The organism is Streptomyces sp. NPDC031670, assembly GCF_055580545.1.
Genome location: NZ_JBVILC010000010.1, coordinates 1 through 25,719, shown reverse-complemented (window position 1 = coordinate 25,719; position 25,719 = coordinate 1). Strand labels below are relative to the sequence as shown.

The following is a 25,719-nucleotide window of genomic DNA, read 5'->3' as shown; positions in this document are numbered from 1 at the left end:
CGCATAAAAGAGTAGCCGATCGGGAGACCGACCCCACAATCGGCTACTGGTGCTACTTTGAGTAGCGGTGACCGGACTTGAACCGGTGACACAGCGATTATGAGCCGCTTGCTCTACCGACTGAGCTACACCGCTTTGATGATCCGGTCCCCGCTTGTGGGCGGGGACCCTCTCACCAGAGCCCCAATACGGAATCGAACCGTAGACCTTCTCCTTACCATGGAGACGCTCTACCGACTGAGCTATTGGGGCGAGCGATGAAGACATTACACGGTCGGCCGCCGATCGCCCAAATCCGTTTCCCCGGGCCGTCACGGAGCCGTCGGAGGGCCCTCGCCGGGCGGCTCCCCCGGGGGCCCGTGGGGGTCCGGAGGCCGGTGGGACGCGCTCGTCCGCCTCCTCCGCACGGCCCGCCCCAGGAGTCCCGTACGCCACTCGTGGCCACACCGGTACGACTATTGCGCTCCTCCTCGATGCGCGCGGAGCTCGCCCCTAGGCTCTGCTCACGCTGCGTGATCTTGCCCTGAAGGCCCGCCGGGGCCCCGAGGACCACCTGGAGCGCGATGTCCGACAGCCAGCAGCAGCCGGCCCACTCGTCCGGCGCCGGGGACGGCCCCGCCGAGGCCGCCGCCACGCTCCTGCTGTCCGGCGCCCGGCTCGCCGACGGCCGGACCGTGGACGTCCGGCTCGGCGGCGGCCGTATCGAGGCCGTCGGGACCGCGGGCAGCCTCGCCGCGCACTTCTCCAAGGTCGACCTGAACGGCTTCCTGCTGCTCCCGGCGCCCGCCGAGCCGCACGCGCACAGCGACACGGCGCTGACCGCCTTCGGCCCCGAGGGCCCGGTCTCGTACGCCGCCGAGGACGTCCAGCGGCGCGCCACCGAGGCCGCCCTGCTCCAGCTCGGCCACGGCGCGACGGCGCTGCGCTCGCATGTGCGGATCGACGACGTACGGGGGCTGGGGCCGCTGGAGGCCGTCCTCCAGGCCCGCCGCTCGCTGCGCGGGCTCACGGAGCTGAACGTGGTGGCGGTGCCCCGGCTGCTGACCGGCGTCGCGGGCGCGGACGGACTCGCGATGCTGCGGGACGCGGCGAAGATGGGCGCGTCGGTGGTCGGCGGCTGCCCGGACCTCGACCCGGACCCGGCCGGGTACACCGAGGCGATCCTGGAGATCGCCGCCGAGCACGGCTGCGCGGTCGACCTCCACACGGACGGCGACGACCCGGCGCGCCTAGCCCGCCTCGCGGCGATGACCGCCGGGCTGCGCCCGGGCGCGGCGATCGGCCCCTGCGCGGGTCTTTCGCGGCTCCCCCACGAGGCGGCCGGACGGGCGGCGGACCAGCTCGCGGCGGCGGGCGTCGCGGTCATCTGCCTGCCGCAGGGCGGCTGCGGCATGACGGAACGCCAGGGAACGGCCCGTCAGGGCATGCCCCCGGTACGGCTGCTGCGGGCGGCCGGGGTCCCGGTGGCGGCGGGCAGCGGCGCGCTGCGCGATCTGGCCAACCCGGTGGGCCGGGGCGACCCGTTGGAGGCCGCTTACCTCCTCGCCTCCCAGGCGGGCCTGCGCCCCGAGGACGCCTACGGCGCGGTGAGCACGGCCGCCCGCGAGGCGATGGGGCTGGCCGAGGTCCGCGTGGAGGCGGGCTTCCCGGCGGAGCTCCTGGCCGTACGCGGCGAGCGCGTCGCGGGCGTGCTGTCCCTGGCGTACAGCCGCATCGTGATCCACCGCGGCCGGGTGGTGGCCCGGACGAGCGCGGTACGGGAGTACTGCGACTCGGCGGCTGCGGTGGCGCTGGACCTGCCGCGGCAGTCGCGGATGGACGGCGGGTAGGGGCGCGGGGCGGAGTGGGGGCGCGGGACGCGTGGTGCGGGGCGCGGGGGCCGCTGCCGGCGGTCGTCGGGCGGGGGCGGGTTCCCGGCGGACCCCCCGAAGGGGCGTGCGGGGACGCGCCGGGCGGCGCGCGGGCGTACGGTCGTGAACATGCGCATTGTCATCGCAGGAGGTCATGGTCAGATCGCGCTGCGGCTCGAACGGCTGCTGTCGGCGCGCGGGGACGAGGTCGCGGGCATCATCCGCAAGCCGGAACAGGCGGACGATCTGCGGCAGGCAGGCGCCGAGCCGGTCGTACTCGACCTGGAGTCGGCGTCCGTCGACGAGGTCGCGGCCGTCCTGGCGGGCGCGGACGCCGCGGTCTTCGCGGCGGGCGCGGGCCCGGGCAGCGACGCGGCCCGCAAGGAGACGGTGGACCGGGCGGCGGCGGTCCTGTTCGCCGACGCGGCGGAGCGGGCGGGCGTGCGCCGCTACCTGGTCGTCTCGTCGATGGGCGCGGACCCGCGCCACGAGGGCGACGAGGTCTTCGACGCGTATCTGCGGGCCAAGGGCTCGGCCGACGAGGCGGTACGGGCCCGGCCCGGCCTGGACTGGACGATCCTGCGCCCCGGCATGCTGACGAACGACGCCGGGACGGGTCTGATCACCCTGGCCGCGTCGACGGGCCGAGGCCCGATCCCCCGGGACGACGTGGCCGCGCTCCTGGCCGAACTGATCGACACCCCGGCGACGGCGGGTCTGACGCTGGAGGCGATCAGCGGGACGGTACCGGTGATGGTGGCGGTGAAGGACGTGGCGGGGAACTGACCCGCGCCACCCGGTTCCGCCGTGCCGCCGCACCCCTCCCCACCACGTACCACGCCCGGAGGCGCGGGCCCGCCGTTGCCCTCCCGTGCCCTTTCCAGTCGCCCTTTCCAGGGCGCGCCCGCGCCTACCGGCGCACCCTGGTCTGCTGCTGGTACTCACCGTGGACCTTGACGATTTCCCGGAACAGCTCCGGAAGATCGGAAAGGTCGAGGTTTCTGGGATTGGTGGCATAACTGATCAGGCCGAGCAGCCGGTGCAGGATGTCGGCTTCCTGTTGCTGGCGCTCCCAGGCGGGATCGGCGGCCGGCTTCTCGCTCTTGTGCGGGGCGGCGCGAAAGCGCTCGTCCTCGGCGAGGCAGTCCCGCAGCGCCTTCGGCCATACGAGCCGCATGGGCTTTCCCTGGTCCTGCGGCCCGCGCTCGCGGGAGCCCTCCAGCGCGTTGAGTATGCGGGCCTCGTGGGAACGGTCGACGCGCGCCTGAAGCCCCTCGACGGCGGCGAGCCGGGCGGCCAGCCCCCGGATCAACTCCCCGTGGCGCAGGGCCCAGTCCCGCTCGGCGCGCCGGCTGCGCTGCTCGCGTACGGACTCGACGCGTTCGTTCTGCGTACGGGGCAGCGTGCCGTCGGCACGCTGGGCGCGCGTCAGCTGGAGGTGCCGGCGCTCCGCCGACTGACGGCCACTCAGTTCGAGTGCGTCGGCGATGCGTTCCCAGGTGATCCGTTTGGTACGGGCCAGCGAGATCAGCCGGAGCTCATCGCTTTCCAGCTTGTCCCGGAGCATACGGATGACCATGAGGGTGGCGAGGATGTCCGTTTCCTCGACATCGGGCTGAATGATTCCGCGGGCCCGCTGGCAGATCCGGTCGTAGGCGCGGGCGACTTCCAGCAGGGTGGGCTCGGATCCCGAACTCCCGGGCCGGGAATGCCGTCGCACTCCGCCCGGGGATTCCAGTAACCGCCCCCAGGCCCGGTCCCGGTTGTACTCCGCTTCGGGATATTGCGCGCGACGCGCGGCGCGTGTCGTCTTCATGACGACTCCCCCTGTCGTCCTTCGGACGACGCGTTCGTCGCAGAGTCGTGTTCGGTCGCGCACAGTCGCGAGGTGCCCGAGGTGTCCGGGGACCCTTCGAGCAGACCTTCGGCAGCGGGCCCTCCCGTCTGCCGGACCAGGCGGGGCCTGCGACGCCACGTGGACCGCAGCACCCCGACGGCGACCGCGGTGACCGCGAACATCACCTCAGCTATGTAGTGGGCACCGGCATCCTTGATGACTGAACTCAACATGGCTGAATTCGTGCACGTCACCGACGTGCACTCGCCTCCTCACGGTAGTGGCGGTGCCGTCACACGCCACGCCGGCCCGCGTGCGGATGGCCTATCCCCATCCCCAACGCGCCCTGCGCGGCACGGTACGTCAGGTATCAGTTACAGCCCGACGTCGGAGGAAAGTCTGCCGCTCCTGAATCACGCGAACGCCCGCCACCGGACTCACCTCTCCAATCGCCACCCTTCGCCATGGCCACATAAGGCACATTCCACCAATACAAGCCCCGAACGCCCCCACAGAAATGTCGTCCGCGAGAGGCGGAGCTCGGGCGGGGCGGGGGTGGGGGCGGGGTGGGGGGCGGTGCGGGGACGGGTGTTGCGGTGCGGGGACAGGTGCTGCGGTTCGGGTGCCGGTGCGGCGGAGCTCACAACGGTGGGCAGCTCGGGGGCAATCGAAGGATCGCGCGCACGGACAACGAGAAGACCCCCGTTGATTCTGCGTTTCCGCAGTTCAACGGGGGTCTCACATCGCGTGGCGGCGCCAGGATTCGAACCTGGGTAGGCTAAGCCGACGGATTTACAGTCCGCTCCCATTGGCCACTCGGGCACACCGCCATGGGATGTCGCCGGCGGGATGGCCGCTTTTCGGCGGTGCTCCCTGGCAACGACGTAAACGATACCTGATGACCGGGGGTGCTCCGCCACCCGGTTGATCAGCGCTTCGCACGGGTGCGGGTGGCTAGGCTTTGGGGCAGCGGTTCGGCAGCCAGGCCGTACCCCCACGCACCGATACAAGGAGCCACAGGACATGGCCGACTCCAGTTTCGACATCGTCTCGAAGGTCGAGCGGCAGGAGGTCGACAACGCCCTCAACCAGGCGGCGAAGGAGATCTCGCAGCGCTACGACTTCAAGAACGTGGGCGCGTCGATCTCTTGGTCCGGCGAGAAGATCCTGATGGAGGCCAACTCCGAGGACCGCGTCAACGCCATCCTCGATGTCTTCCAGACCAAGCTGGTCAAGCGCGGGATCTCGCTCAAGGCGCTGGACGCCGGTGAGCCGCAGCTCTCCGGCAAGGAGTACAAGATCTTCGCCTCCATCGAGGAAGGCATCTCCCAGGACAACGCCAAGAAGGTCGCCAAGGTCATCCGCGACGAGGGCCCCAAGGGCGTCAAGGCGCAGGTGCAGGGCGACGAGCTGCGGGTCTCCTCCAAGAGCCGGGACGACCTCCAGGCCGTTCAGGCACTGCTCAAGGGCAAGGACTTCGACTTCGCGCTGCAGTTCGTGAACTACCGCTGACCCTCGGACGCACTGTCCGATTCCCGCCAGCGCGGGCCGGACGGGGGTCGCAGACTCGATCTCGTACGCAAGGAACTCGTACGCGAAGACTCGTACGCGAGGAAAGGAACGTGCGATGACGGTCTACGCGACCCTCGACAGCCCGCTGGGGGAACTGCTTCTGGTCGGCGAGGAGTCCGCCACCGCGAAGGGCGGGACCGCGCTGGTCTCGCTCTCCATGCCCGGCCAGAAGGGCGCCGCCGTCGTCCGGGACGGCTGGCGGCGGGCGCCGGAGGCCTTCGCGGAGATCGTCCGCCAGCTGCGGGCCTACTTCGACGGTGACCTCACCCGCTTCGACGTCGAGTACGCCCCCGGCGCCGGCACCGACTTCCAGCGGCGGGTCTGGGCGGAGCTGGACTCCATTCCGTACGGGGCCACCACCTCGTACGGGGAGATCGCCCGCCGCATCGGCGCCTCCCCGGTGATGGTGCGCGCCGTCGGCACCGCCATCGGCCGCAACCCCGCCCTGGTCGTACGCCCCTGCCACCGTGTCATCGGCTCCGACGGCACTCTGAAGGGGTACGCGGCCGGCCTGGACCGCAAGGAGCACCTGCTGGGGCTGGAGGGCGCCCTGGGAGGAGTTTCGGCAGCTCCGGCAACTCCGGCGGCGGCTCCGGTAGTGCCCGTGGCGTCGGGGGCTGTGCAGCCGGCCTCCGCCGGTACCTCCCCATGAGTGACGCCCTTTTCCCCCGCCCCCGTACCGTCGTCGCCCCCGGCGCCGTGCACGTACCGGGGTGGCTTCCGCCCGAACGGCAGCGGGAGCTGGTGGCCGCCTGCCGGGCGTGGGCGCGGGGGCCCGTCCCCATCCGGCACACCACGCTGCCGGGTGGGGGTGTCATGTCCGTGCAGACCGTCTGCGTCGGCTGGCACTGGCAGCCCTACCGGTACACCCGCACCGCCGACGACGTGAACGGCCACCCCGTCGCCCCCTTCCCCGACTGGCTCGCCGCACTGGGGCGCGCCGCCGTGGCCGACGCCTACGGTGACCCCGCCGCCGGGGACGGCTACTCCCCCGACACCGCGCTGATCAACTTCTACGACGGCGACGCGCGCATGGGGATGCACCAGGACAAGGACGAGCGGTCCGGCGCACCCGTGGTCTCCCTCAGCATCGGCGACAGCTGCCTCTTCCGCTTCGGCAACACCGAGGACCGGGGCCGCCCCTACACCGATGTCGAGCTGGCCTCGGGCGATCTCTTCGTCTTCGGCGGCCCCTCGCGCTTCGCCTACCACGGCGTCCCGAAGGTCCTGCCCGGCACGGGCGACCCGGCGACGACCGGCCTGGCCGGCGGCCGGCTCAATCTGACCCTCCGTGAGACCGGACTGAAGGGCTGACCGGCGCCGGAGGGTTCCCGGTCGAGGGCCCAGGGCCGAAGGCCGAGCGACCGAAGCGGTGCCGACCGGCGGGGGCTGACCGGCGACGGCCGGCCGCCTCAGTGGCGGTCGCGCGAGTTGCCGAAGAATATGCGGTAGGCGATCAGCAGCACGAGTGAGCCGCCGATCGCCGCCGCCCAGGTGGCACCGTCGTAGAAGTGGTGGGCGACGGGGCGGTCCAGCCAGCGTGCCGAGATCCAGCCGCCGACGAACGCCCCCGCTATCCCTATGACCGTCGTGCCGATCAGACCGCCCGGATCCCGTCCGGGGAGGAGGACCTTGGCGATGACTCCGGCGAGCAGGCCGAGGAGGATCCAGCTGACGATGCTCATGTCCTGAACCTGCCTTCGTGCGGTGCCGACCCCTTGAGGGGTCGTCCATGTCGTGTGTCTGCGGGGTCGTATGTCTGTGGGGTCGTCCCGGAAGACGCGACCGCCACCGAGTGCGGTTGCGCCGGTGGCTAGGGTGCGGCGCATGACACAGGAACTGCGCCGCACGCTCGGCGTCTTCGACGCCGTGGTCATCGGGCTCGGCTCGATGGTCGGCGCCGGGATCTTCGCCGCCCTCGCTCCCGCCGCCCACGCGGCCGGGACCGGGCTGCTGGCCGCGCTGGCGCTGGCCGCGGCCGTCGCGTACTGCAACGCCATGGCCTCGGCACGCCTCGCTGCCCGCTATCCCGCCTCGGGGGGCACCTATGTGTACGGGCGGGAGCGGCTGGGGCCGTTCTGGGGCTATCTGGCGGGCTGGGGGTTCGTCGTCGGCAAGACCTCCTCGTGTGCGGCGATGGCGCTGACCGTGGGCGCCTATGTCTGGCCGGGACAGGCCCACTGGGTGGCGGTCGGGGCCGTCGTGGCGCTGACCGCCGTCAACTACGGGGGCGTGCAGAAGTCGGCGTGGCTGACGCGGGCGATCGTGGCTCTGGTGCTCGCGGTCCTCGCAGGGGTGGTGGCGACCTGCCTGGGGTCGTCCGCAGCCGGGCATCCGGACGTCGGGCTGTCCGGGGGCCGGGCGGGGCTGCTCCAGGCGGCGGGGCTGCTGTTCTTCGCGTTCGCCGGGTACGCCCGGATCGCCACGCTCGGTGAGGAGGTGCGTGATCCGGCCCGGACGATCCCGCGCGCCGTTCCCCTGGCGCTGGGCATCGCGCTGGTCGTCTACGTCTGCGTCGCGGTCGCTGTCCTTTCGGTCCTGGGCGCGGACGGGCTGGGGCGGGCCACGGCGCCCCTCGCCGACGCGGTGCGGTCGGCGGGCGCGCCGGCGCTGGTGCCGGTGGTGCGGGCCGGGGCGGCGGTCGCCGCGCTGGGGTCCCTGCTCGCGCTGGTGCTGGGTGTCTCGCGCACGGTCCTCGCGATGGCCAGGGACGGTCATCTGCCGGGCACACTGGCCGCCGTCCACCCCCGGTTCCAGGTGCCGCACCGGGCCGAGATCGCGGTGGGCGCCGTCGTGGCGGTGCTGGCGGCGACGGCCGATCTGCGCGGGGCGATCGGCTTCTCGTCGTTCGGCGTGCTCGTCTATTACGCGATCGCCAACGCGTCGGCCTGGACGCTCGGTCCGGGCCGCGGCGGGCGGCTGCTCGCGGCCTGCGGACTGGCCGGTTGCCTGCTGCTCGCCTTCGCGCTGCCGCCGTCGTCGGTGGCGGCGGGAAGCGCGGTGCTGGCAGTGGGGGCGGTCGCCTACGCCGTGCGGGCGCGCCCGCGGCTGCGCTGAGGCGGCGTGCGGTCGTCGGCCGGGGCGGGCGGAGGTGCCCGCACGGCCCTTGGACGGCGGGCCCGGCCGATCAGAGCGACGGGGCGGTGGCCCGGGTGCCGGCGTCGGCACCCGCGAACCGCTCCTCACACGCCGGGCCGCGGCGGCTCCACGCCTCCGGTCCCGGTCCCCCGCGCAGCCGCGCCGCACGCCTCATATTCGGCCGTGGAGACCGGCCGCGAAACTCTGGGACACCTTCTCGTTCTCGGTCATGGCCCCATGGTGGCCCAGGCCGCCGACAATCGGGCCAGAGCCCGCCTGACCTGCCCTTTTCCCTGTGGATAACTTTTTTCGCCGGTACGGCTACCGGTAGAACGGCTGGTCCGTCGGCACGATCTGCTTGCCCAGCGGGAGCAGCGAGACCGGGATCAGCTTGAAGTTCGCGATGCCCAGCGGGATTCCGATGATCGTGACGCACAGCACGAAGCCCGTGACGATATGGCCGAGCGCCAACCACCAGCCCGCCAGGACCAGCCAGAGCACATTGCCGATGCAGGAGGCGGCACCCGCGTCCCGCCGGTCCACGACCGTGTACCCGAACGGCCAGAGCGCGTACAGGCCGATGCGGAAGGCCGCCAGGCCGAACGGGATGCCGATGATCGTGACGCACAGCAGGACGCCTGCGAGCAGATAGCCCAGAAACATCCAGAATCCGCACAGGACCAGCCAAATGACGTTCAGGATTGTCTTCACGGGCGGCGACCTGCCATCTGTTCGAGTCGGGCGATGCGCTCCGCCATCGGCGGATGTGTCGAGAACATCTTGGAGACCCCCTGCCCCGGGCGGAAGGGGTTGGCGATCATCATGTGGCTCGCCGTCTCGATACGCGGCTCGGGCGGCAGCGGCAGCTGCTTCGTGCCCGCGTCGAGCTTGCGCAGGGCGCTGGCGAGGGCCAGCGGGTCGCCGGTCAGCTGGGCGCCGGAGGCGTCCGCCTCGTACTCCCGCGAGCGGCTGATCGCCAGCTGGATGACGGACGCCGCGAGCGGGCCCAGGATCATGATCAGCAGCATGCCGAAGATGCCCGGGCCGTCGTCGTCGTTGGACCGGCCCACCGGGATCAGCCAGGCGAAGTTGACCAGGAACATGATCACGGAGGCGAGGGCTCCGGCGACCGACGAGATCAGGATGTCCCGGTTGTACACATGGCTGAGCTCATGGCCGATCACTCCGCGCAGCTCGCGCTCGTCGAGGATCTGGAGGATCCCCTCCGTGCAGCACACCGCCGCGTTGCGCGGGTTGCGGCCGGTCGCGAAGGCGTTGGGCGCCTGGGTCGGCGAGATGTACAGGCGCGGCATCGGCTGACGCGCGGCCGTCGAGAGCTCACGGACCATCCGGTACAGCTCGGGAGCCTCGAACTCGCTGACCGGGCGGGCGCGCATGGCCCGCAGGGCCATCTTGTCGCTGTTCCAGTACGCGTAGGCGTTGGTGCCCAGCGCCACGAGCAGCGCGACGACCAGCCCCGTACGCCCGAAGAAACTGCCGATGACGATGAGGAGCGCGGACAGTCCTCCGAGAAGGACGGCGGTCCTCAGTCCGTTGTGCCGGCGGTGCACGGTACGCCCTCCAAGTGGTGCGGCAGGGGAACCCTTTGCCTGATGGTCCTTCCACTTTCCAGTGGACGCTCCCGTACTGGTCAACGCCAGACGAGGACCGCTGGTTCCCTTGTGCTCGCCCCAGGGCGCCGTACTCCGTCCGGGTGGATCAGCGCGGCCCGGGCAATCCGGCCAGCTCCAGCGCCTTCGGGTCGGGCTCCAGCTCGCTGGTGCAGTGCGAGCAGCGGGAGGCGATGCCCGGGATCTGGCTGTAGCAGCGGGGGCAGTCGCGCATGGCGGCCTTGATGTCGACGGGCTTGTCGCGGTCGAACCGTGCCTGCACCTTCATCATCGGGACGACGACGAGGAAGTAGAGCACCGCGGCGGTGATCAGGAAGGCGATGGCCGCGCTGATGAACTTCCCGTAGGGGAAGTCGACGCCCTCGACCTTGAACCTCGCGGCGGTGAAGTCACCCGTCGACCGGGTGGCGAGGCCGATGAGCGGGGTGATGAAGGCGGTGCTGAAGCCGGTGACGACGGCGGTGAACGCCGAGCCGACGGCCAGACCGACGGCCATCGTCACGATGTTCCCGCGAAGGATGAAGTCCTTGAACCCGCTCAGCACTGCTCTGGCTCCTACTCGTCTACGGCTGCCCGGCCGGCCTTCCGCCGTACGGGCACGCGTGCGCACGCGTACGCGCGTATGACACTGCCCTGTCCGGGCCCCCAAGTTCAAACCCGCTGCGCGAACCGGGGGCCGTGAAGGGCGGACGGGCAGGCGGCCGACCGCTCAGAAGAGGCTGATGGACGCGAAGTGCAGGGCCACCTGGGGCATGCCCGAGAGGCCGACGCCGATGAGCGCGGTGAGCGCGATGGCGGCGGCGATGGGGACCGGGACACGGGGACGTGCCACGGTCACTCCCGCGGCACCAGCGCCGGAACCCGCCGCTCCGGCCGGTTCGCCTCCGGCCGCCCCGGTCACCGCGGTGGCCGCCACCACGGCCTCGGCCTTCTTGGGAGAGGCCTCGGCCTCCTCCGGCGCGCGGAACAGTACGGCGGTCCACCGCAGGTAGTAGTACAGGGCGATCACGACGTTGAGCGCCATGACGACCGCCAGCCAGCCCAGGCCCGCGTCGACCGCCGCCGAGAAGACCGTCACCTTGGCGAACAGGCCGATGATGCCCGGCGGCAGGCCCGCCAGGCAGAGCAGGAAGAAGCCGAGCGCGAGCGCCGCGAAGGGACGCTCGGCGTACAGACCGCGGTAGTCGGCGATACGGTTCAGCGGCCGGGTACGGGCGACCAGCGCGGCCACCGCGAAGGCTCCGAAATTCACCACCGCGTACATCAGGGCGTACGCCACGGTCGCGCCCACCTGGGCGTCACTGGAGTAGCCCGCGGCGGCGATCGGCACCAGCAGATAGCCGGCCTGGCCGACGGAGGACCAGGCGAGCAGCCGGATCGCGCTGTACGCGCGCGTGGCCGACTGCCGCAGCGCGCCCACGTTGCCGACGGTCATGGTCAGCGCGGCGACGACGGCGAGCGCCGGACCCCACACGTCCGCGTACGCCGGGAAGGCGATGACGGCCACCAGGATGAGGCCGGAGAAACCCACGGCCTTGCCGACGACCGAGAGGTACGCGGCGACCGGCAGGGGCGCCCCCACGTAGGTGTCGGGGACCCAGAAGTGGAAGGGGACGGCGGCCGTCTTGAAGGCGAAGCCCACCAGGGTGAGCACGACGCCGGTCTGGGCGACGGTGTCCAGCTGGTAGGGCACATCGGCCAGGCGGTCGGCGAGCTGGGTGAGGTGCAGGGTGCCGGTCGCCGCGTACACGAAGCTGACGCCGAGCAGCATCACCGCGGTCGCGGTCACCGAGGAGAGGAAGAACTTGAGGGCCGACTCCGAGGACAACCGGTTGCCCCGCTTGAGGCCGACGAGCGCGAAGGCCGGCAGCGAGGCGACTTCCAGGGCGACGACCAGCGTGGCCAGGTCGCGCGAGGCGGGCAGCAGGGCCGCGCCGGCGGCCGAGGAGAGCAGCAGGAACCAGAACTCGCCGGCGGGCAGCTTCTCCCCGCTCTCGGTGAGGTCCGTCATCGACAGCAGCGCGGTGAGCAGCGCGCCGCCGAGCACCAGGAACTGGATGACCAGCGTGAAGCGGTCGACGGTGTAGCTGCACGCCTCGGGGCTGGCGGTGAGGCAGAAGGTCGAGCGCGGCGACCTGTGGAGCGGGATGAGGAGGAGCAGGGCGGCGCCGAGCCCGGCGATCGCGATGCCGCCGAGCAGCGGCTTGCGCTCCCGCGGCAGGAAGAGGTCGGCGACCAGCACGATCAGCGCGGCGGACGCGGTGATCACCGGCGGGGAGATCGCGAGCCAGTCGACGGACTGGACGACGCTTGCGGCGCCGGTGACGGATGCGGCGCTTGCGGCGGCCACGGTCACGACTTGCCTCCTGCGAGGAGCTTGTGGACGGCCGGATCGGTGAGGCCGAGGAGGACCGCGGGCCAGAGGCCGGCGAGGACGGTGAGGGCGACGAGCGGGCTCCAGGAGGCGGCTTCGTACCCCTGGACGTCCACGAGCCGCAGCTCCTGGCGGTCTTCCGGCGCTCCCATGCAGATACGGCGGACGACGACGAGCAGATACGCGGCGGTGAGCAGCGTGCCGAACGCCGCGATCGCCATGAAGGTGAGGAAGGCGGGGCGGCTGAGTCCGTCGGCGGGGTGGAACGCGCCGAACATGGCCAGCATCTCGCCCCAGAACCCGGCGAGGCCCGGCAGTCCGAGCGAGGCGACCGCCGCGAAGGCCAGCAGTCCGCCCAGACGCGGGGCCCGGCCGTAGAGCGCGGCGCCGGTCGCACCCGAGAGGGTGTCCAGGTCGGCCGTGCCGTGCCGGTCCTTCAGGGCGCCGACGAGGAAGAAGAGCAGGCCGGTGATGAGGCCGTGGGCGATGTTGGCGAAGAGGGCGCCGTTGACGCCGGTGGGCGTCATGCTCGCGATGCCGAGGAGCACGAAGCCCATGTGGCCGACCGAGGAGTACGCGATGAGGCGCTTCAGGTCGCCCTTGTTCCCGCGCTTGGCCAGGGCGAGGCAGGCCAGCGAGCCGTAGATGATCCCGGCGACGGCGAAGGCGGCCAGATACGGGGCGAACCGGTGCATTCCATCGGGGGCGATGGGAAGCACGATCCGGACGAACCCGTACGTACCCATCTTCAGCAGCACACCGGCCAGGAGCACCGAACCGACGGTCGGCGCGGCCGTGTGCGCATCCGGCAGCCAGCTGTGCAGCGGCCACATCGGGGTCTTCACCGCGAGCCCGATCCCGATCGCCAAAACGGCGATGACCTGCACCGATGTGGTCATCCCCCGGCCGTTGTCAGTGGCGAGTGCCACCATGTCGAAGGTGCCGGTCTTCAGCCCGATCAGCAGCAGGCCGAGCAGCATGACCACGGATCCGAGCAGGGTGTAGAGGATGAACTTCCAGGCGGCCGGCTGCCGTTGGTCGCCGCCCCAGCGGGCGATCAGGAAGTACATCGGGATGAGGACCATCTCGAAGGCCAGGAAGAAGAGCAGCAGGTCGAGGACGGCGAAGGTGGCGAGGGTGCCGGACTCCAGCACGAGCAGCAGAGCGACGAAAGCCTGCGGGGACGGGCCCGCGGGCATCTTGAAGTAGCTGTACAGCGCGCAGAGGAAGGTCAGCAGCGCGGTCAGGACGAGAAGGGGGAGCGAGATGCCGTCGATGCCGAGGTGGATGCGCACGTTCAGCGTGGGAATCCACTTGATGTCCGTGGTGGCCTGCATCGTCGACGCGTGGTCGCGGTCGAAGCCGAGCGCCAGGACGATCGTCGCGAGCAGGATCGCGCCGGTGACCGTCACGCCGTGGCGGAGCACGGCCTGGCCGGGCGACTTCCCCTTCAGTCCGGGCGGGGCGGGCAGCAGCGCCGCCACCGCGCCGACGAGCGGGCCGACCACGATGAACGCGAGAAGGAACTGCATCACGGACGCGCTGATATCAATCACGGCTCACGATCCGGCGTTGGCGTTGGCAAGGACGACGGCGACGAGCGCCAGGACGGCGGAGCCCGCGAGCAGTGCGCTGAGGTAGGTCTGCACATTGCCGGTCTGGGCCTTGCGGACGGCCCGGCCCAGCCAGCGCGGCACGGCGCCCGCGCCCTGTACGTAGGTGTCGACGACCTCGCGGTCCAGGAAGCGGACCAGGGAGGCGGCGGCGAGCACGGGGCGGACGAACAGCGTCCGGTAGACCGCGTCCAGGTGGAAGCCGGTGACCGCGTGGCGGTGCAGCGGGCCGAGCAGGAGCCGGCCCGGGTCGGCCGGGTCCTGCGCCGAGGCGATGTCGCCGTAGGCCGGTTCGTGGCTGGCGATGGCCTCCTCCTCGACCAGGCCTCCGTCCGCCTCCGGGTGGGCGGCGACCGCGCCGATCGGGGTGCGCGCGGCCAGGGCGCTGGTGTGCCGCCAGGTGGCGTAGGTGACGAGTCCGCCGACCAGGGCGACACCGGTCGAGAGCACCGAGGTCGTCAGGGCCGGGGTGAGCGCGTGGCCGTCGAACCAGTCGTCGAGGTAGCCGGTGGTCAGACCGAAGGCGAGCGAGGGGACCGCGAGCACCCACAGGACGGCGTTCATGGCGAGGGGCTGACGGCCGTGGTCGGGGGCGGGGACGCCCTTGCCGCGGAAGGCCATCAGCCACAGGCGGGTGGCGTACGCGGCGGTCAGCAGGGCGGTGAGCAGCCCGGCGATCAGCACGACCCAGCCGGCGCCCTGCGGGGCGATGGCGCTGTCGCCGACGGCGGTGTGCTCGGCGGCCGACAGGACGGCTTCCTTGGAGAAGAAGCCGGCGAAGGGAGGGATCGCGGAGAGCGCGAGCAGGGCGACGGTCATCGTCCAGTACGCGTCGGGGATGCGCTGGGCGAGGCCGTCCATGCGGGACATGGCGGACAGCGAGTTGGTGCCGGCCGCGTGGATGATCACGCCGGCCGCGAGGAACAGCAGCGCCTTGAAGGCGCCGTGCGACAGGAGGTGGAAGACGGCCGCACCGCGGTCGCCGACGGCCAGGGCACCGGACATGTAGCCGAGCTGGCCGATCGTCGAGTAGGCGAGGACGCGCTTGATGTCGTCCTGGGCGAGGGCGGCCAGGGCCGAGCCGACCATCGTGACCGCGGCCATCACGGCGAGCACGGTCAGCGCCGCCGCCGAGGCGGCGAAGACCGGGAGGAGCCGGGCCACGAAGTAGACACCGGCGGCGACCATCGTCGCGGCGTGGATCAGCGCGGAGACGGGAGTCGGGCCCGCCATCGCGTCGGGCAGCCAGGTGTGCAGCGGGAACTGCGCGGACTTGCCCGCCACCCCGGCGAGGAGCAGCAGGGCGATCAGCGTGGGGTGGTCGATCCCGCCGGTGAGGGCGGCCTGGACGACCCCGGTGATCCGGAACGTACCGGCGTCGGTGGCCAGTGCGAACAGACCGATCAGGAAGGGGACGTCACCGAGCTTGGTGACCAGGAAGGCCTTCAGTGAGGCGGCTCGGGCCTCGGGGGTCTCCCAGTAGTGGCCGACCAGGAAGTACGAGCAGATGCCCATGATCTCCCAGCCGACCAGCAGCACCATCAGGTCGCCGGAGTAGACGACGAGCAGCATCGCGGAGGTGAAGAGGGAGACGAGAGCGGCGTACGAGGGGTAGCGCGGGTCGTCGCGCAGGTACCCGGTCGAGTAGAGCTGCACGCAGGTCGCCACCAGGCCGACCAGCACGGCGACCAGCACGGCGAAGCCGTCGAGGTGCAGGGCGAGGTCGATGGGGACGGATCCGGTCGGGGTGAGCCGGCGGGAGGCGTCGATCGACTTGCCGCCGCCCTGGTCCACGGCGACGACGACGGCGAGGACGAACGCGGCCAGCGTGGGCAGCACGGCCAGGGGGCGTACGTAACCGGGGGCGGTGCGGCCGAGCAGGAGGCCGGCGCCCGCGCCCAGGAACGGAAGGAGGGGGACGAGGACGGCGAGGGTCGTGGTGGTCACGCGGCGGCCTCAGCCTTCTGTGCCGGGGCGGCGGGGTCGTCGGGGCCCGAGCCCTCGGCGGTGTCGCGGAGCTTGTCGATGTCCGCGGTGCCCCGGTTGCGGTACACCGCCAGGACGATCGCCAGGCCGATGCCGATCTCGGCGGCGGCGATGGCGATGGTGAACAGGGTCAGCGCCTGTCCGGCGTGGAGGCTGTCGCGCAGCCACACGTCGAAGGCGACCAGGTTGAGGTTGACGGCGTTGAGCATCAGCTCGACGGACATCAGGACGAGGATCGCGTTGCGGCGCGCGAGCACTCCGTACACACCGGTGCAGAACAGGAGGATCGCGAGCACGGCCGGATAGATCAGGTGCATCAGCGCTGCTCCTTGTCTCTGGGGGCGCCCCCGGGGCCGTCGCTCGCGTCGCCGTTCCTGCGGGACAGGACGATCGCGCCGACCAGGGCGGCGAGGAGGAGGACGGAGAGCGCTTCGAACGGCAGTACCCAGTGGCGGAACAGGATCGAGCCGGAGACCTTCGTCGAGCCCTGGCCGGGGCCGTCGAGGTTGATCCAGGTCGTCCGGAAGGCGTCCACGACGACCCAGAGGAGGGAGCCGGCGGCGGCCAGGGCGACGAGGAGGGCGGCCCACCGGTTGCCGGAGTCGGCGTCCGGGGAGCGGCCGATCGGCGCCCTGGTGAGCATCAGTCCGAACAGAAGGAGGACGACGACGGAACCGACGTAGATCAGTACCTGCACCCAGGCGATGAACTCCGCGGTGAGCAGGAGGTACTCGACGGCGATGCCACCGAGGGCGACGACCAGCCAGAGGGCGGCGTGCACCAGCTGCTTGGTCGTGACCGTGAGGATGGCGGCGCCGAAGGTGACCAGGCCGACGAGGAGGAAGGCGATCTCGACGCCGGTCGGGGAGAGGAAGCTGTGGTGCACCGGGTGGTGACCGCTGGCGAGGAGCATCATGCCGGGCCCTCCTCGGCGTCGGGGGTGGCCGGGGTGCCGGGCGTGGCAGGGGTGCCGGGCGTGCCCGGGGTGGCCTCGGCGGCTGCCGCGGCCTGTGCTGCCTCCGCCGCTTCCGCGGCCTGGGCTGCCTCCGCCGCCGCGAGCTTCTCGGCCGCCTTGCGGGCCGCCGCGATCTCCTTGGGCTCCTCCGCCGCCGGGTCGAGGGCGGGCGGGGCCGGGACGGTCCACATCCAGTCGCGGAGCTTGTCGCGCTCGTGGGTGAGTTCGTGGATGTCCGTCTCCGCGTACTCGAACTCGGGCGACCAGAACAGCGCGTCGAAAGGACACACCTCGATGCAGATACCGCAGTACATGCAGAGGGAGAAGTCGATGGCGAAGCGGTCGAGGACGTTGCGGCTGCGCTCGCGGCCTCCGGGAGCGGCGGCCGGGATCGTCTCCTTGTGGGAGTCGATGTAGATGCACCAGTCGGGGCACTCACGGGCGCAGAGCATGCAGACCGTGCAGTTCTCCTCGAACAGGCCGATCACTCCGCGGCTGCGGGGTGGGAGTTCGGGCTGGGCGTCCGGGTACTGCGCGGTGACCGTTTTCCTGGTCATCGTGCGGAGGGTCACGGCGAGGCCCTTGGCCAGGCCGGAACCCGGGATACGGGGCCGGGCGGGCGGGAGCGGCGCAGCCATCAGTTGATCGCCACCTTCACGATGCCGGTGAGCGCGATCTGCGCGAGAGCGAGCGGGATGAGCGTGGTCCAGGCCAGCTTCTGGAGCTGGTCCTCGCGGAGCCGGGGATAGCTGACGCGGAGCCAGATGACGACGAAGGCGAGGAGCGCGGTCTTGAGGAGCGTCCACACCCAGCCGAGCCCGTCCGCGCCGAAGGGGCCGTGCCAGCCGCCCAGGAACAGGACGGTGGTGAGGCCGCACAGGACGACGATCCCGGCGTACTCGGCGAGGAGGAAGAGGGCGAAGCGCAGCCCCGTGTACTCGGTGTACGCGCCGAAGATGATCTCGGAGTCGGCGACGGGCATGTCGAAGGGCGGGCGCTGGAGTTCGGCGAGGCCGGCGGTGAAGAAGACCAGGGCGCCGACGATCTGCCAGGGCAGCCACCACCACTCGAAGGCGTTGAGGATGCCGGGGAGGGAGACGGTGCCGGCCGCCATCGCCACGGAGGCGGCGGCGAGCAGCATCGGCAGCTCGTACGCGAGGAGCTGGGCGGCGGTGCGCAGTCCGCCGAGGAGGGAGAACTTGTTCGCCGAGGCCCAGCCGGCCATCAGCGAGCCGAGTACGCCGACGCCCATGACGGCGAGGACGAAGAAGATGCCCGCGTCGACCACCTGGCCGACGGCGCCCTCGCCCGGGCCGATGGGGATCGCGACCAGGACGAGGAGGTACGGGAGCAGGGCGACGGCGGGGGCGAGCTGGAAGACGCGGCGGTCGGCGTCGGCCGGGACCACGTCCTCCTTCTGCGCGAACTTCACGCCGTCCGCGACGAGCTGGGCCCAGCCGTGGAAGCCGCCGGCGTACATCGGGCCGAGGCGGCCCTGCATATGGGCCATGACCTTGTGCTCGGTCTGCCCGATGACGAGGGGCAGGACGAGGAACACGGCGAAGACGACGAGGAGCCGGAGGGCGACGTCGAGTGCGTCGTTCACGCGGGTTCGCCTCCGGCGGGGGTGTCGGGGTCGGTGTCCGGGTCGGTGTCGGGGCCGGGCTCCGGTTCGGGACCGGGTTCCGGTTCAGGGCGGGGCTGCGGCTGCGGCTCCGGCTTCGGCTTCGGCTCGGCCGGGGGTGTCGGGGCTGTGCGCTCTGGCTTGGCCGGGGTCTCGGGCGCGGCCGAGGTCTTCGGCGCCGCCACGGACTCCGGCGCCGCCGGGGTCTCCGGCGCCGCCACGGGCCCGGACGCGGCCGGGGTCTTCGGCGTGTCGTCGAACGCTGGGCGTGGGTTGTTCCACGGCGCGTCCGTGCTGCGGGTGCGCGGCGGGGAGGTGCCCTCGGGGCGGGCGGAGGGCTGGGCCTGCGAGGCCGAGCCCTGGGACGCGCTGCCCGTACGGCGGGGGCGTGCGGCCGGGGTCTCCGGGGCCGGGGCGCCCGCCTCCGGGGCCTCCGTCGCCGGGGGCGTCTGCGACGCCGAGCCCTGGGACGCGCTGCGGGCGCGGCGCGGGCGTGTGGCCGGGGCCTCCGGGGCCGGGGCGCCCGTCTCCGGGGCCTCCGTCGCCGGGGGTGTCTGCGACGCCGAGCCCTGGGACGCGCTGCGGGCGCGGCGCGGGGGCGGAGCCGCGCCCTCGGCCGTCGCGGGGGCGGGGGCCTGGGACGCGGAGCCCTCCGTGACCGTACGGGTGCGGCGGACCGGGCGGTCGCCGGCGGCGCGCGGGGTGCGGGCCGGGGCGGGCGGGAGCTGGCCCTTCAGGGGGCCCCACTCGTTCGGGTCGGGGACGCCCGGCGGCAGCATCTGGCGGCGCTTGGGGCCGCCGTGCTCCGACTCGCCCGGCTCCTTCGCACCCGGCCACGCCTTGGCGACCCGCGCCGCGAGGACGAAGTCCTTGCGCAGGGGGTGGCCCTCGAAGCCCTCGGGGAGGAGGAGGGGGACCAGGTTGGGGTGGCCCTCGAAGACGACGCCGAACATCTCGTGGGTCTCGCGCTCGTGCCAGGCGGCGCCCGCGTACACGTTCACGGCCGAGGCCAGGACGGGGGCGGTGTGCGGCACGGTCGTACGGACGAGGAGGCGGCGTACCCGGCGGTCCGCGAGGGAGACCACGTGCGCGCAGACGCGGAAGCCGGTGCCGGGCTCGTCGACGGCGCTGAGCCAGTCGAAGTACGTGCAGCCCAGCGTGGTGCGGGCGGTCTCCAGCGCGGCGGTCCAGGAGTCGGCGGGGACGTCCACGGTGAGCAGGCCGTACGCCTCCTCGGCGGTGGCGTCCTCGCCGAAGATCTCCGTGACGGCGTCGGGCAGACGGTCGTACGCGGTGGTGGTCACTGCGCGGCCCCCGGCTCCGGCGTGTCACCCTCGGAAGCCCCACCGGCCCCACCGGCCCCGGCAGTCCCGGCAGCCTCGCCGGTGGAACCCGGCCCTGCCGCACCCCGAGTCCCCGAAGCCTCCGGAGTCCCAGAAGCCTCCGGAGTCCCAGGAGCCTCCGGCGCCCTCACCAGCCCGCTGGTCAGCTGGGCCGGGGACGCCTGCGTGGCGTAGCGCTCGCTCAGGGACTCGCGGGCGATCTTCTCCTGGAGCTTGAGGATGCCCTGGAGGAGCGCCTCGGGACGCGGCGGGCAGCCGGGGACGTACACGTCGACCGGGATGATCTGGTCGACGCCCTTCGTCACCGAGTACGAGTCCCAGTACGGGCCGCCGCAGTTGGAGCAGGCGCCGAAGGAGATCACGTACTTCGGCTCGGGCATCTGCTCGTACAGCCGCTTCACCGCGGGGGCCATCTTGTCCGTCACCGTGCCGGAGACGATCATGAGGTCGGCCTGGCGCGGGCCCGGCGCGAAGGGGATCACGCCGAGCCGGATGAAGTCGTGGCGGGCCATCGAGGCCGCGATGAACTCGATGGCGCAGCAGGCGAGTCCGAAGTTGAACACCCAGAGGCTGTAACGGCGGCCCCAGTTGAGGACCACCTTCATCGGCTCGGGTGCCAGGCGGGAGAGCACGCCCAGACGCTGGCCCCGCACGGCCGACGCCCCGGCGGGCGCCGCCACGGGCACCGGGGCGCCGTTCTCGGCCACGGTCGGCGTGGGCAGGAACCGGGGGTCCGGAGTCGTCACGTCCATTCGAGGACGCCCTTCTTCCATGCGTAGAGCAGTCCCACGGCCAGGAAGCCGAGGAAGATGAACATCTCGACCAGCGTGGCCGCGCCGAACCCGGGGGCGGCGAAGACCGTCGCCCACGGGAAGAGGAAGATCGAGTCGACGGCGAAGATCACGTACAGGAAGGCATAGACGTAGTAGCGCACTTGGGTGTGCGCCCAGCCCTCGCCGACGGGGTCCACTCCGCATTCGTATGTGAGCAGCTTCTCCGGCGTCGGGACCACCGGCCGCAGCAGACGTCCGGCCCCGAAGGCCACCGCGACGAAGAGCACGCCGACGACGGCGAGCAGTCCGACGACCGAATAGCTGTGGAAGTAGTCCGCGGACAGCTGGCGTACGGTCGGTTCCGGCACGTCCGCCCCTCGCTCCCTGACCTCGTTGCAGTCTGTTCGACGATCTGTACGCACGGGAGTCTAGGCCCTGCTAAGGACGGCGTAAGCAGGTGTCTCACGCAGGTTGCACACCTGATGCGCGGGCGGCGGCGTCCAAAAGCGCGCCTCCCCCCTGTCCGGAAGACGTCAGAAGACGTCGGAAGGCGCCTGGAAGACGTCGGAAGACCCGGAAGGCGATCGGGAAGACGATCGGGGAGGCCGCCACCGCCCCCACAGCGCCGGGGGTGGGGTTTTCCCCCGGCAGAACCGGCGTACGGACCCCATGGCGCCCGGCCGCCCCGCCCGGCAGGCTTGCTTCATGACCAGCACCTTCCAGTACGGCAAGCCCCACAACGAGCCGCAGCACGAGCGGTACGACGAGCGGTACGACGAGCCGCGCCACGAGCCGTACGAGGACGAGAGGCTTCCGCCCGCGCGGTTCGCCTACGACCGGCAGACGTGGAAGGAGATCGCGCATCTCCTCACCAATCTGCCGATGGCGCTCATCGGCTTCGTCTACGTGGTCGTGCTGGTCTTCACCGGCGCCGGGCTCTCGATCACCGTGATCGGCCTGCCGCTGCTCGCGGTCGGTCTGGTCGGCGCGCGCCAGCTGGGCAAGCTGGAACGCGTGCGGGCGCGCGCGCTGCTCGGCGTACGGATCGAGGAACCCACACCGATCCCGGGGCGGGCGCTGCGTCGGGGGGCGCGCGGCGGGGCCATGCGCTGGCTGTGGACGAGCCTGAAGGACCCGGTGGGCTGGCGGAACGTGCTGTACGAGTTCATCCGGCTGCCCTGGGGCGTGCTGACCTTCGCCGTGACGACGGTCAGCCTGTTCGTGGCGTGGCCGGTCCTCGGGTTCGTCGCCCGGGTGCTCACCAACGCCGACCGGGTGATGGTGCGGGGGCTGCTGTCGCCCTCGGACGAGCTGGAGAAGCGGATCGCCGAACTGGAGTCGGACCGCGGAGTCGTCGTGGACACGGCGGCGGCGGATCTGCGCCGCATCGAACGCGATCTGCACGACGGCGCCCAGGCCCGGCTGGTGGCCCTCGCCATGGGGCTCGGCCTCGCCAAGGAGAAGCTCCTGGAGGGCCAGGCCGACGAGACGGTGGCGGCGATGGTCGACGAGGCGCACGGCGAGGTCAAGCTCGCCCTCCAGGAGCTGCGCGACCTGGCCCGGGGCATCCACCCCGCGGTCCTCACTGACCGCGGCCTGGACGCCGCCCTGTCCTCGGTCGCCTCCCGGTGCACCGTGCCGGTGCGGGTGACCGTGGACGTACGGGAGCGGCCCGCGGCGGCGATCGAGGGCATCGCGTACTTCACGGTCTCCGAGCTGCTCCAGAACGTCAGCAAGCACAGCGGCGCGCGCACGGCCTCGGTGGAGGTGTGGCGGTCGGGCGACCGGCTCCTCATCCAGGTCGAGGACGACGGGCGCGGGGGCGCGCGGCTCGACGGCGGTACGGGCATGGCGGGGCTGGCCGAGCGGCTGGGCGCGGTGGACGGGCTGTTCGTCCTCGACTCCCCCGCCGGCGGGCCGACGATCGTCACGGCGGAGCTGCCGTGGCGGGCCCGGGGGCCCAAGGAGTAGAGGAGCGGGGCCGGGGCCCAAGGAGTGGAGGAGCGGGGCCGGGGCCCAAGGAGTGGAGGAGTGCGGGGCCGGGGCCCGAGCAGTAGCCGTGCGGGAGCCGGCGTCCGGAGGTCCGGGCGCCGGTTTTCGTCTGCGGACTCGTGGGGCACGCGCGCGTGGCCGTGAGCCGGGGTAGGGAAAACCCCCCGTCGGAGACGGTGACCCGCTCCATGGTCCCCCGCGGCCGTGGCCAGCAGACTCGTACCAACGAGAACGCGGCCCCACGACACACGCAACGCGTGCCACCAGGGAAACCGCGTACAGCGGTGAGACGGAACGGATGGACCGATGGTCATGGAGACGGAGTACGGGCGGCGGCCTGCACGGCAGCACTTCCTTCCGCCGGCGCTGCGCGCGCCGCTGGAGGCCCGGACGTTCCGTGAGTTCGGCTATCTGCTGCTCAGCCTGCCGATCAGCATCGTCATGTTCACCTGGGGCATCGTGATGCTCTCGCTGAGCGCCGGGCTGCTGGTGACGTTCCTCGGCATCCCGCTGCTCGCGGTCGGGCTGATCGTCTGCCGGGCCTTCGGTGCCATGGAGCGGAGCCGGGCGCGGATGCTGCTCGGCGTGGAGGTGCCCGCACCGCAGCCCGTACGGGCGAAGAGCGGGATGGCGTGGGTCGGGACGGTCCTCAAGAGCGGGGTGTCCTGGCGCCACCTGCTGTACTCGGTGCTGCACTTCCCCTGGGCGGTCTTCGCCTTCGTCGTCTCGCTGACCCTGTGGGTGAACGGGTGGGCGCTGGTGACGTACCCGCTGTGGCAGTGGGTGTTCCCGACGTACGTCGGACAGGACGGCATCCAGCTGTACGGCGACGGTACGCACGACTTCTACCTGGACTCGCCGTTCGAGCTCACCCTGACCGTGCTGGTCGGGCTGGTCCTCACCCTGACCGTGCCGTGGATCATCCGGGGCTTCGCGTACGTGGACCGGGGCCTGCTCTTCGGGCTGCTCGGGCCGTCGCGGCTGGAGGAGCGGGTGGTGGAGCTGGAGTCCGACCGGGGTGTGGTGGTGGACACCTCGGCGGCGGACCTGCGGCGCATCGAGCGGGATCTGCACGACGGGGCGCAGGCGCGGCTGGTCGCCCTGGCGATGGATCTCGGGCTGGCGAAGGAGAAGCTGACCGAGGACCCGCGGGCGGCGGCGCGGATGGTGGACTCGGCGCACGGTGAGGTGAAGGTCGCGCTCCAGGAGCTGCGCGACCTGGCGCGGGGCATCCACCCGGCGGTCCTGACCGACCGTGGCCTGGACGCCGCCCTGTCCTCGGTCGCCTCCCGGTGCACGGTGCCGGTGCAGGTCGAGGTGGATCTGCCGGGGCGGCCCGTACCGGCGATCGAGGGGATCGCGTACTTCACGGTCTCCGAGCTGCTCCAGAACGTGAGCAAGCACAGTGGGGCGAGCCGGGCGGGTGTCGATGTGTGGCTCGCCCAGGACCGGCTGATGGTGCAGGTCACGGACAACGGGCGGGGCGGGGCGTCGGTGGCCGGCGGGTCCGGGCTCGCGGGGCTGGCGGAGCGGTTGGACGCGGTGGACGGGATTCTGGTGGTGGATTCGCCGCGGGGCGGGCCTACGGCGGTGACGGCGGAGCTGCCGTGGCGGGCGTAGCCCGTGGTGGCCCCTCCGGGGCCGGGGGTGGGGGCGGTTTTCCGGGGGCGGCGCCCCCGCGCCCCCGGGCGGGGCTGCGCCCCCGGGCCCCATCCGTGGGCGCCTCGCGCTTTTCGCTCCGCGTCCGTCTGCGGGCCGGTGGTGAGCCGGTCGCGCGGTTCCCCGCGCCCCTGTGGGGGCCGCCGCAGCCCGAGAATCCCATCCCCTACCGCGCCCCCGGCCATCCGGGGGCGCGCACCGTCCCGCCCCCGGATTCCCCCCGGTCCGATCCGGATGCTGGGATGCTGGACGTGCGCACCGCCGGCCGGCGGGCGCGAGCGAGCACAACCTAGCCGGGGGGCTGCAGATCGTGGAGGACAGAGTGCGGGTCGTCATCGCCGAGGATTCGGTACTGCTTCGGGAGGGACTGACCCGCCTGCTGACCGACCGGGGGCACGATGTCGTCGCCGGGGTCGGCGACGCAGACGCGCTGGTCAAGACCGTCGGCGAGCTCGCCGACCAGGGGGCGCTGCCGGACGTGGTCGTCGCGGACGTACGGATGCCGCCGACCCACACCGACGAGGGCGTACGCGCCGCGGTGCTGCTGCGCAAGCTCTACCCCGACATCGGGGTGCTGGTGCTGTCGCAGTACGTGGAGGAGCAGTACGCCACCGAACTGCTGGCCGGTTCCAGCCGGGGCGTCGGCTATCTGCTCAAGGACCGCGTCGCCGAGGTCCGGGAGTTCGTGGACGCCGTCGTCAGGGTCGCCCGGGGCGGTACCGCCCTCGACCCCGAGGTGGTGGCCCAGCTGCTCGGCCGCAGCCGCAAGCAGGACGTCCTGGCCGGGCTCACGCCCCGCGAGCGCGAGGTCCTCGGCCTGATGGCCGAGGGGCGTACGAACAACGCGATCGCGAAACAGCTGGTCGTGAGCGACGGCGCGGTCGAGAAGCACGTGAGCAACATTTTCCTGAAGCTGGGCCTCTCCCCCAGTGACGGCGACCACCGCCGGGTACTCGCGGTGCTGACCTATCTCAATTCCTGAACACCTGACACCCTGTCAGCCAAATGGGCGGGGCGGGCGGGGTGACGGGGGCCTACAACAGAAGAACGAGCGAGGGGCGTCTCAGCAGACGGAGCCGGGGGGCGACTGAAATATGACAAACCGGGGCATTGGACCATCTCACAAGGGCGTACCAGGATGCGCTGCATCCAGGGAAGGCGACCCTTACCGACGTAGGGTGGACTTTGGAGCGACCGGTTCTCCGGGCGCGCCCGAGCAGCCCGTCCCAGGGAGGTCCAGTTCAGTGACCAGCCAGGTCAGTACGTCAGCCGAGCAGGCGGACGGGGCCGAAGAGGCCGTCGTCGGCGAGCAGCGCAAACCCGTGGGCCGCAAAGAGGTCAAGCGCCTGGATCGGGTGGTCATTCGTTTTGCGGGTGATTCGGGTGATGGTATGCAGCTCACGGGTGACCGGTTCACGTCGGAGACTGCCTC

At 72.0% G+C, this 25,719-nt stretch carries 24 protein-coding genes, 3 tRNA genes and 1 pseudogene; 10 read left to right on the top strand and 18 right to left on the bottom strand.

The window, feature by feature from the left end; translation table 11 throughout:
* Window positions 1-62: 62 nt before the first annotated feature.
* Window positions 63-135 (bottom strand) — tRNA-Met (locus ACZ5ID_RS19915).
* A gap of 44 nt (window positions 136-179) precedes the next feature.
* Window positions 180-252 (bottom strand) — tRNA-Thr (locus ACZ5ID_RS19910).
* A 311-nt stretch (window positions 253-563) separates the two neighbouring features.
* Here ACZ5ID_RS19910 and ACZ5ID_RS19905 point away from each other — a divergent pair.
* On the top strand, window positions 564-1,829 hold the full coding sequence (locus tag ACZ5ID_RS19905) for an amidohydrolase family protein (protein ID WP_468899515.1): 1,266 nt from the start codon (window positions 564-566) through the stop codon (window positions 1,827-1,829).
* A gap of 150 nt (window positions 1,830-1,979) precedes the next feature.
* Window positions 1,980-2,636, top strand: coding sequence for an SDR family oxidoreductase (locus tag ACZ5ID_RS19900; RefSeq protein ID WP_358836033.1), 657 nt, complete (start codon window positions 1,980-1,982; stop codon window positions 2,634-2,636).
* 124 nt (window positions 2,637-2,760) lie between these two features.
* Here ACZ5ID_RS19900 and ACZ5ID_RS19895 read toward each other — a convergent pair whose 3' ends face one another.
* Window positions 2,761-3,666 carry a hypothetical protein gene (locus ACZ5ID_RS19895; RefSeq protein WP_468899512.1) on the bottom strand — a complete coding sequence of 302 codons (906 nt, stop codon included), beginning with the start codon at window positions 3,664-3,666 and terminating at the stop codon, window positions 2,761-2,763.
* A 769-nt stretch (window positions 3,667-4,435) separates the two neighbouring features.
* Window positions 4,436-4,517 (bottom strand) — tRNA-Tyr (locus ACZ5ID_RS19890).
* Window positions 4,518-4,710: 193 nt separating this feature from the next.
* On the opposite strand from ACZ5ID_RS19890, the gene ACZ5ID_RS19885 reads away from it, so the two are divergent.
* The 3 genes and pseudogenes from ACZ5ID_RS19885 to ACZ5ID_RS19875 all read left to right on the top strand — a co-directional run bounded on the left by ACZ5ID_RS19885 (window position 4,711) and on the right by ACZ5ID_RS19875 (window position 6,573).
* Window positions 4,711-5,199 carry a YajQ family cyclic di-GMP-binding protein gene (locus ACZ5ID_RS19885; RefSeq protein ID WP_406553970.1) on the top strand — a complete coding sequence of 163 codons (489 nt, stop codon included), beginning with the start codon at window positions 4,711-4,713 and terminating at the stop codon, window positions 5,197-5,199.
* Window positions 5,200-5,314: 115 nt separating this feature from the next.
* A pseudogene (locus ACZ5ID_RS19880) lies at window positions 5,315-5,812 on the top strand (methylated-DNA--[protein]-cysteine S-methyltransferase); the annotation flags it as partial.
* A 95-nt stretch (window positions 5,813-5,907) separates the two neighbouring features.
* Window positions 5,908-6,573: an alpha-ketoglutarate-dependent dioxygenase AlkB family protein gene (locus ACZ5ID_RS19875; RefSeq protein ID WP_468899509.1), complete on the top strand. Its 666-nt coding sequence runs from the start codon at window positions 5,908-5,910 to the stop codon at window positions 6,571-6,573.
* Between the two features lie 98 nt (window positions 6,574-6,671).
* Here ACZ5ID_RS19875 and ACZ5ID_RS19870 read toward each other — a convergent pair whose 3' ends face one another.
* Window positions 6,672-6,944 carry a GlsB/YeaQ/YmgE family stress response membrane protein gene (locus ACZ5ID_RS19870; RefSeq protein ID WP_468899506.1) on the bottom strand — a complete coding sequence of 91 codons (273 nt, stop codon included), beginning with the start codon at window positions 6,942-6,944 and terminating at the stop codon, window positions 6,672-6,674.
* Window positions 6,945-7,086: 142 nt separating this feature from the next.
* Between ACZ5ID_RS19870 and ACZ5ID_RS19865 the strand changes: the two genes are divergently transcribed.
* On the top strand, window positions 7,087-8,316 hold the full coding sequence (locus tag ACZ5ID_RS19865; RefSeq protein ID WP_468899504.1) for an APC family permease: 1,230 nt from the start codon (window positions 7,087-7,089) through the stop codon (window positions 8,314-8,316).
* Between the two features lie 342 nt (window positions 8,317-8,658).
* Here ACZ5ID_RS19865 and ACZ5ID_RS19860 read toward each other — a convergent pair whose 3' ends face one another.
* The 13 genes from ACZ5ID_RS19860 to ACZ5ID_RS19800 all read right to left on the bottom strand — a co-directional run bounded on the left by ACZ5ID_RS19860 (window position 8,659) and on the right by ACZ5ID_RS19800 (window position 21,004).
* Window positions 8,659-9,048: a YccF domain-containing protein gene (locus ACZ5ID_RS19860; RefSeq protein WP_468899501.1), complete on the bottom strand. Its 390-nt coding sequence runs from the start codon at window positions 9,046-9,048 to the stop codon at window positions 8,659-8,661.
* Window positions 9,045-9,908, bottom strand: coding sequence for a zinc metalloprotease HtpX (gene htpX / locus ACZ5ID_RS19855; RefSeq protein WP_468899498.1), 864 nt, complete (start codon window positions 9,906-9,908; stop codon window positions 9,045-9,047). Before htpX ends, ACZ5ID_RS19860 begins: the two co-directional genes overlap by 4 nt.
* A 148-nt stretch (window positions 9,909-10,056) precedes the next feature.
* Window positions 10,057-10,512, bottom strand: coding sequence for a large conductance mechanosensitive channel protein MscL (locus ACZ5ID_RS19850; protein ID WP_468899495.1), 456 nt, complete (start codon window positions 10,510-10,512; stop codon window positions 10,057-10,059).
* Between the two features lie 165 nt (window positions 10,513-10,677).
* Window positions 10,678-12,324: an NADH-quinone oxidoreductase subunit N gene (locus ACZ5ID_RS19845; protein WP_468899492.1), complete on the bottom strand. Its 1,647-nt coding sequence runs from the start codon at window positions 12,322-12,324 to the stop codon at window positions 10,678-10,680.
* Complete coding sequence (locus ACZ5ID_RS19840) at window positions 12,321-13,874, bottom strand: NADH-quinone oxidoreductase subunit M (protein WP_468899977.1); 1,554 nt, start codon at window positions 13,872-13,874, stop codon at window positions 12,321-12,323. Before ACZ5ID_RS19840 ends, ACZ5ID_RS19845 begins: the two co-directional genes overlap by 4 nt.
* Before the next feature lie 27 nt (window positions 13,875-13,901).
* Window positions 13,902-15,902 carry an NADH-quinone oxidoreductase subunit 5 family protein gene (locus tag ACZ5ID_RS19835; protein WP_468899489.1) on the bottom strand — a complete coding sequence of 667 codons (2,001 nt, stop codon included), beginning with the start codon at window positions 15,900-15,902 and terminating at the stop codon, window positions 13,902-13,904.
* Window positions 15,899-16,258 carry an NADH-quinone oxidoreductase subunit NuoK gene (gene nuoK, locus ACZ5ID_RS19830; protein WP_406553961.1) on the bottom strand — a complete coding sequence of 120 codons (360 nt, stop codon included), beginning with the start codon at window positions 16,256-16,258 and terminating at the stop codon, window positions 15,899-15,901. Before nuoK ends, ACZ5ID_RS19835 begins: the two co-directional genes overlap by 4 nt.
* The gene (locus ACZ5ID_RS19825) at window positions 16,258-16,857 is read right to left on the bottom strand and encodes an NADH-quinone oxidoreductase subunit J family protein (RefSeq protein WP_468899486.1); all 600 of its coding nucleotides are present in this window, start codon (window positions 16,855-16,857) and stop codon (window positions 16,258-16,260) included. The genes nuoK and ACZ5ID_RS19825 overlap by 1 nt, the downstream gene beginning before the upstream one ends.
* Window positions 16,854-17,534, bottom strand: a complete 681-nt coding sequence (locus tag ACZ5ID_RS19820) for a NuoI/complex I 23 kDa subunit family protein (protein WP_468899482.1) — start codon at window positions 17,532-17,534, stop codon at window positions 16,854-16,856. The genes ACZ5ID_RS19825 and ACZ5ID_RS19820 overlap by 4 nt, the downstream gene beginning before the upstream one ends.
* Window positions 17,534-18,502 (bottom strand): complex I subunit 1/NuoH family protein, encoded by a 969-nt coding sequence (locus tag ACZ5ID_RS19815; RefSeq protein WP_406557373.1) that lies wholly within the window; start codon window positions 18,500-18,502, stop codon window positions 17,534-17,536. Before ACZ5ID_RS19815 ends, ACZ5ID_RS19820 begins: the two co-directional genes overlap by 1 nt.
* The gene (locus ACZ5ID_RS19810) at window positions 18,499-19,824 is read right to left on the bottom strand and encodes an NADH-quinone oxidoreductase subunit C (protein WP_468899479.1); all 1,326 of its coding nucleotides are present in this window, start codon (window positions 19,822-19,824) and stop codon (window positions 18,499-18,501) included. Before ACZ5ID_RS19810 ends, ACZ5ID_RS19815 begins: the two co-directional genes overlap by 4 nt.
* The gene (locus tag ACZ5ID_RS19805) at window positions 19,821-20,615 is read right to left on the bottom strand and encodes an NADH-quinone oxidoreductase subunit B (protein ID WP_468899476.1); all 795 of its coding nucleotides are present in this window, start codon (window positions 20,613-20,615) and stop codon (window positions 19,821-19,823) included. The genes ACZ5ID_RS19810 and ACZ5ID_RS19805 overlap by 4 nt, the downstream gene beginning before the upstream one ends.
* Window positions 20,606-21,004, bottom strand: a complete 399-nt coding sequence (locus ACZ5ID_RS19800) for an NADH-quinone oxidoreductase subunit A (protein WP_190092168.1) — start codon at window positions 21,002-21,004, stop codon at window positions 20,606-20,608. The genes ACZ5ID_RS19805 and ACZ5ID_RS19800 overlap by 10 nt, the downstream gene beginning before the upstream one ends.
* A 337-nt stretch (window positions 21,005-21,341) precedes the next feature.
* Between ACZ5ID_RS19800 and ACZ5ID_RS19795 the strand changes: the two genes are divergently transcribed.
* The 4 genes from ACZ5ID_RS19795 to ACZ5ID_RS19780 form a co-directional block, all read left to right on the top strand.
* Window positions 21,342-22,607 (top strand): sensor histidine kinase, encoded by a 1,266-nt coding sequence (locus tag ACZ5ID_RS19795; RefSeq protein WP_468899473.1) that lies wholly within the window; start codon window positions 21,342-21,344, stop codon window positions 22,605-22,607.
* Between the two features lie 333 nt (window positions 22,608-22,940).
* Window positions 22,941-24,248, top strand: a complete 1,308-nt coding sequence (locus ACZ5ID_RS19790) for a sensor histidine kinase (protein ID WP_468899974.1) — start codon at window positions 22,941-22,943, stop codon at window positions 24,246-24,248.
* Between the two features lie 361 nt (window positions 24,249-24,609).
* Window positions 24,610-25,269 (top strand): response regulator transcription factor, encoded by a 660-nt coding sequence (locus ACZ5ID_RS19785; RefSeq protein WP_468899972.1) that lies wholly within the window; start codon window positions 24,610-24,612, stop codon window positions 25,267-25,269.
* 262 nt (window positions 25,270-25,531) lie between these two features.
* The coding region (locus ACZ5ID_RS19780) for a hypothetical protein (protein WP_468899470.1) at window positions 25,532-25,719 on the top strand (188 nt) is incomplete at its 3' end.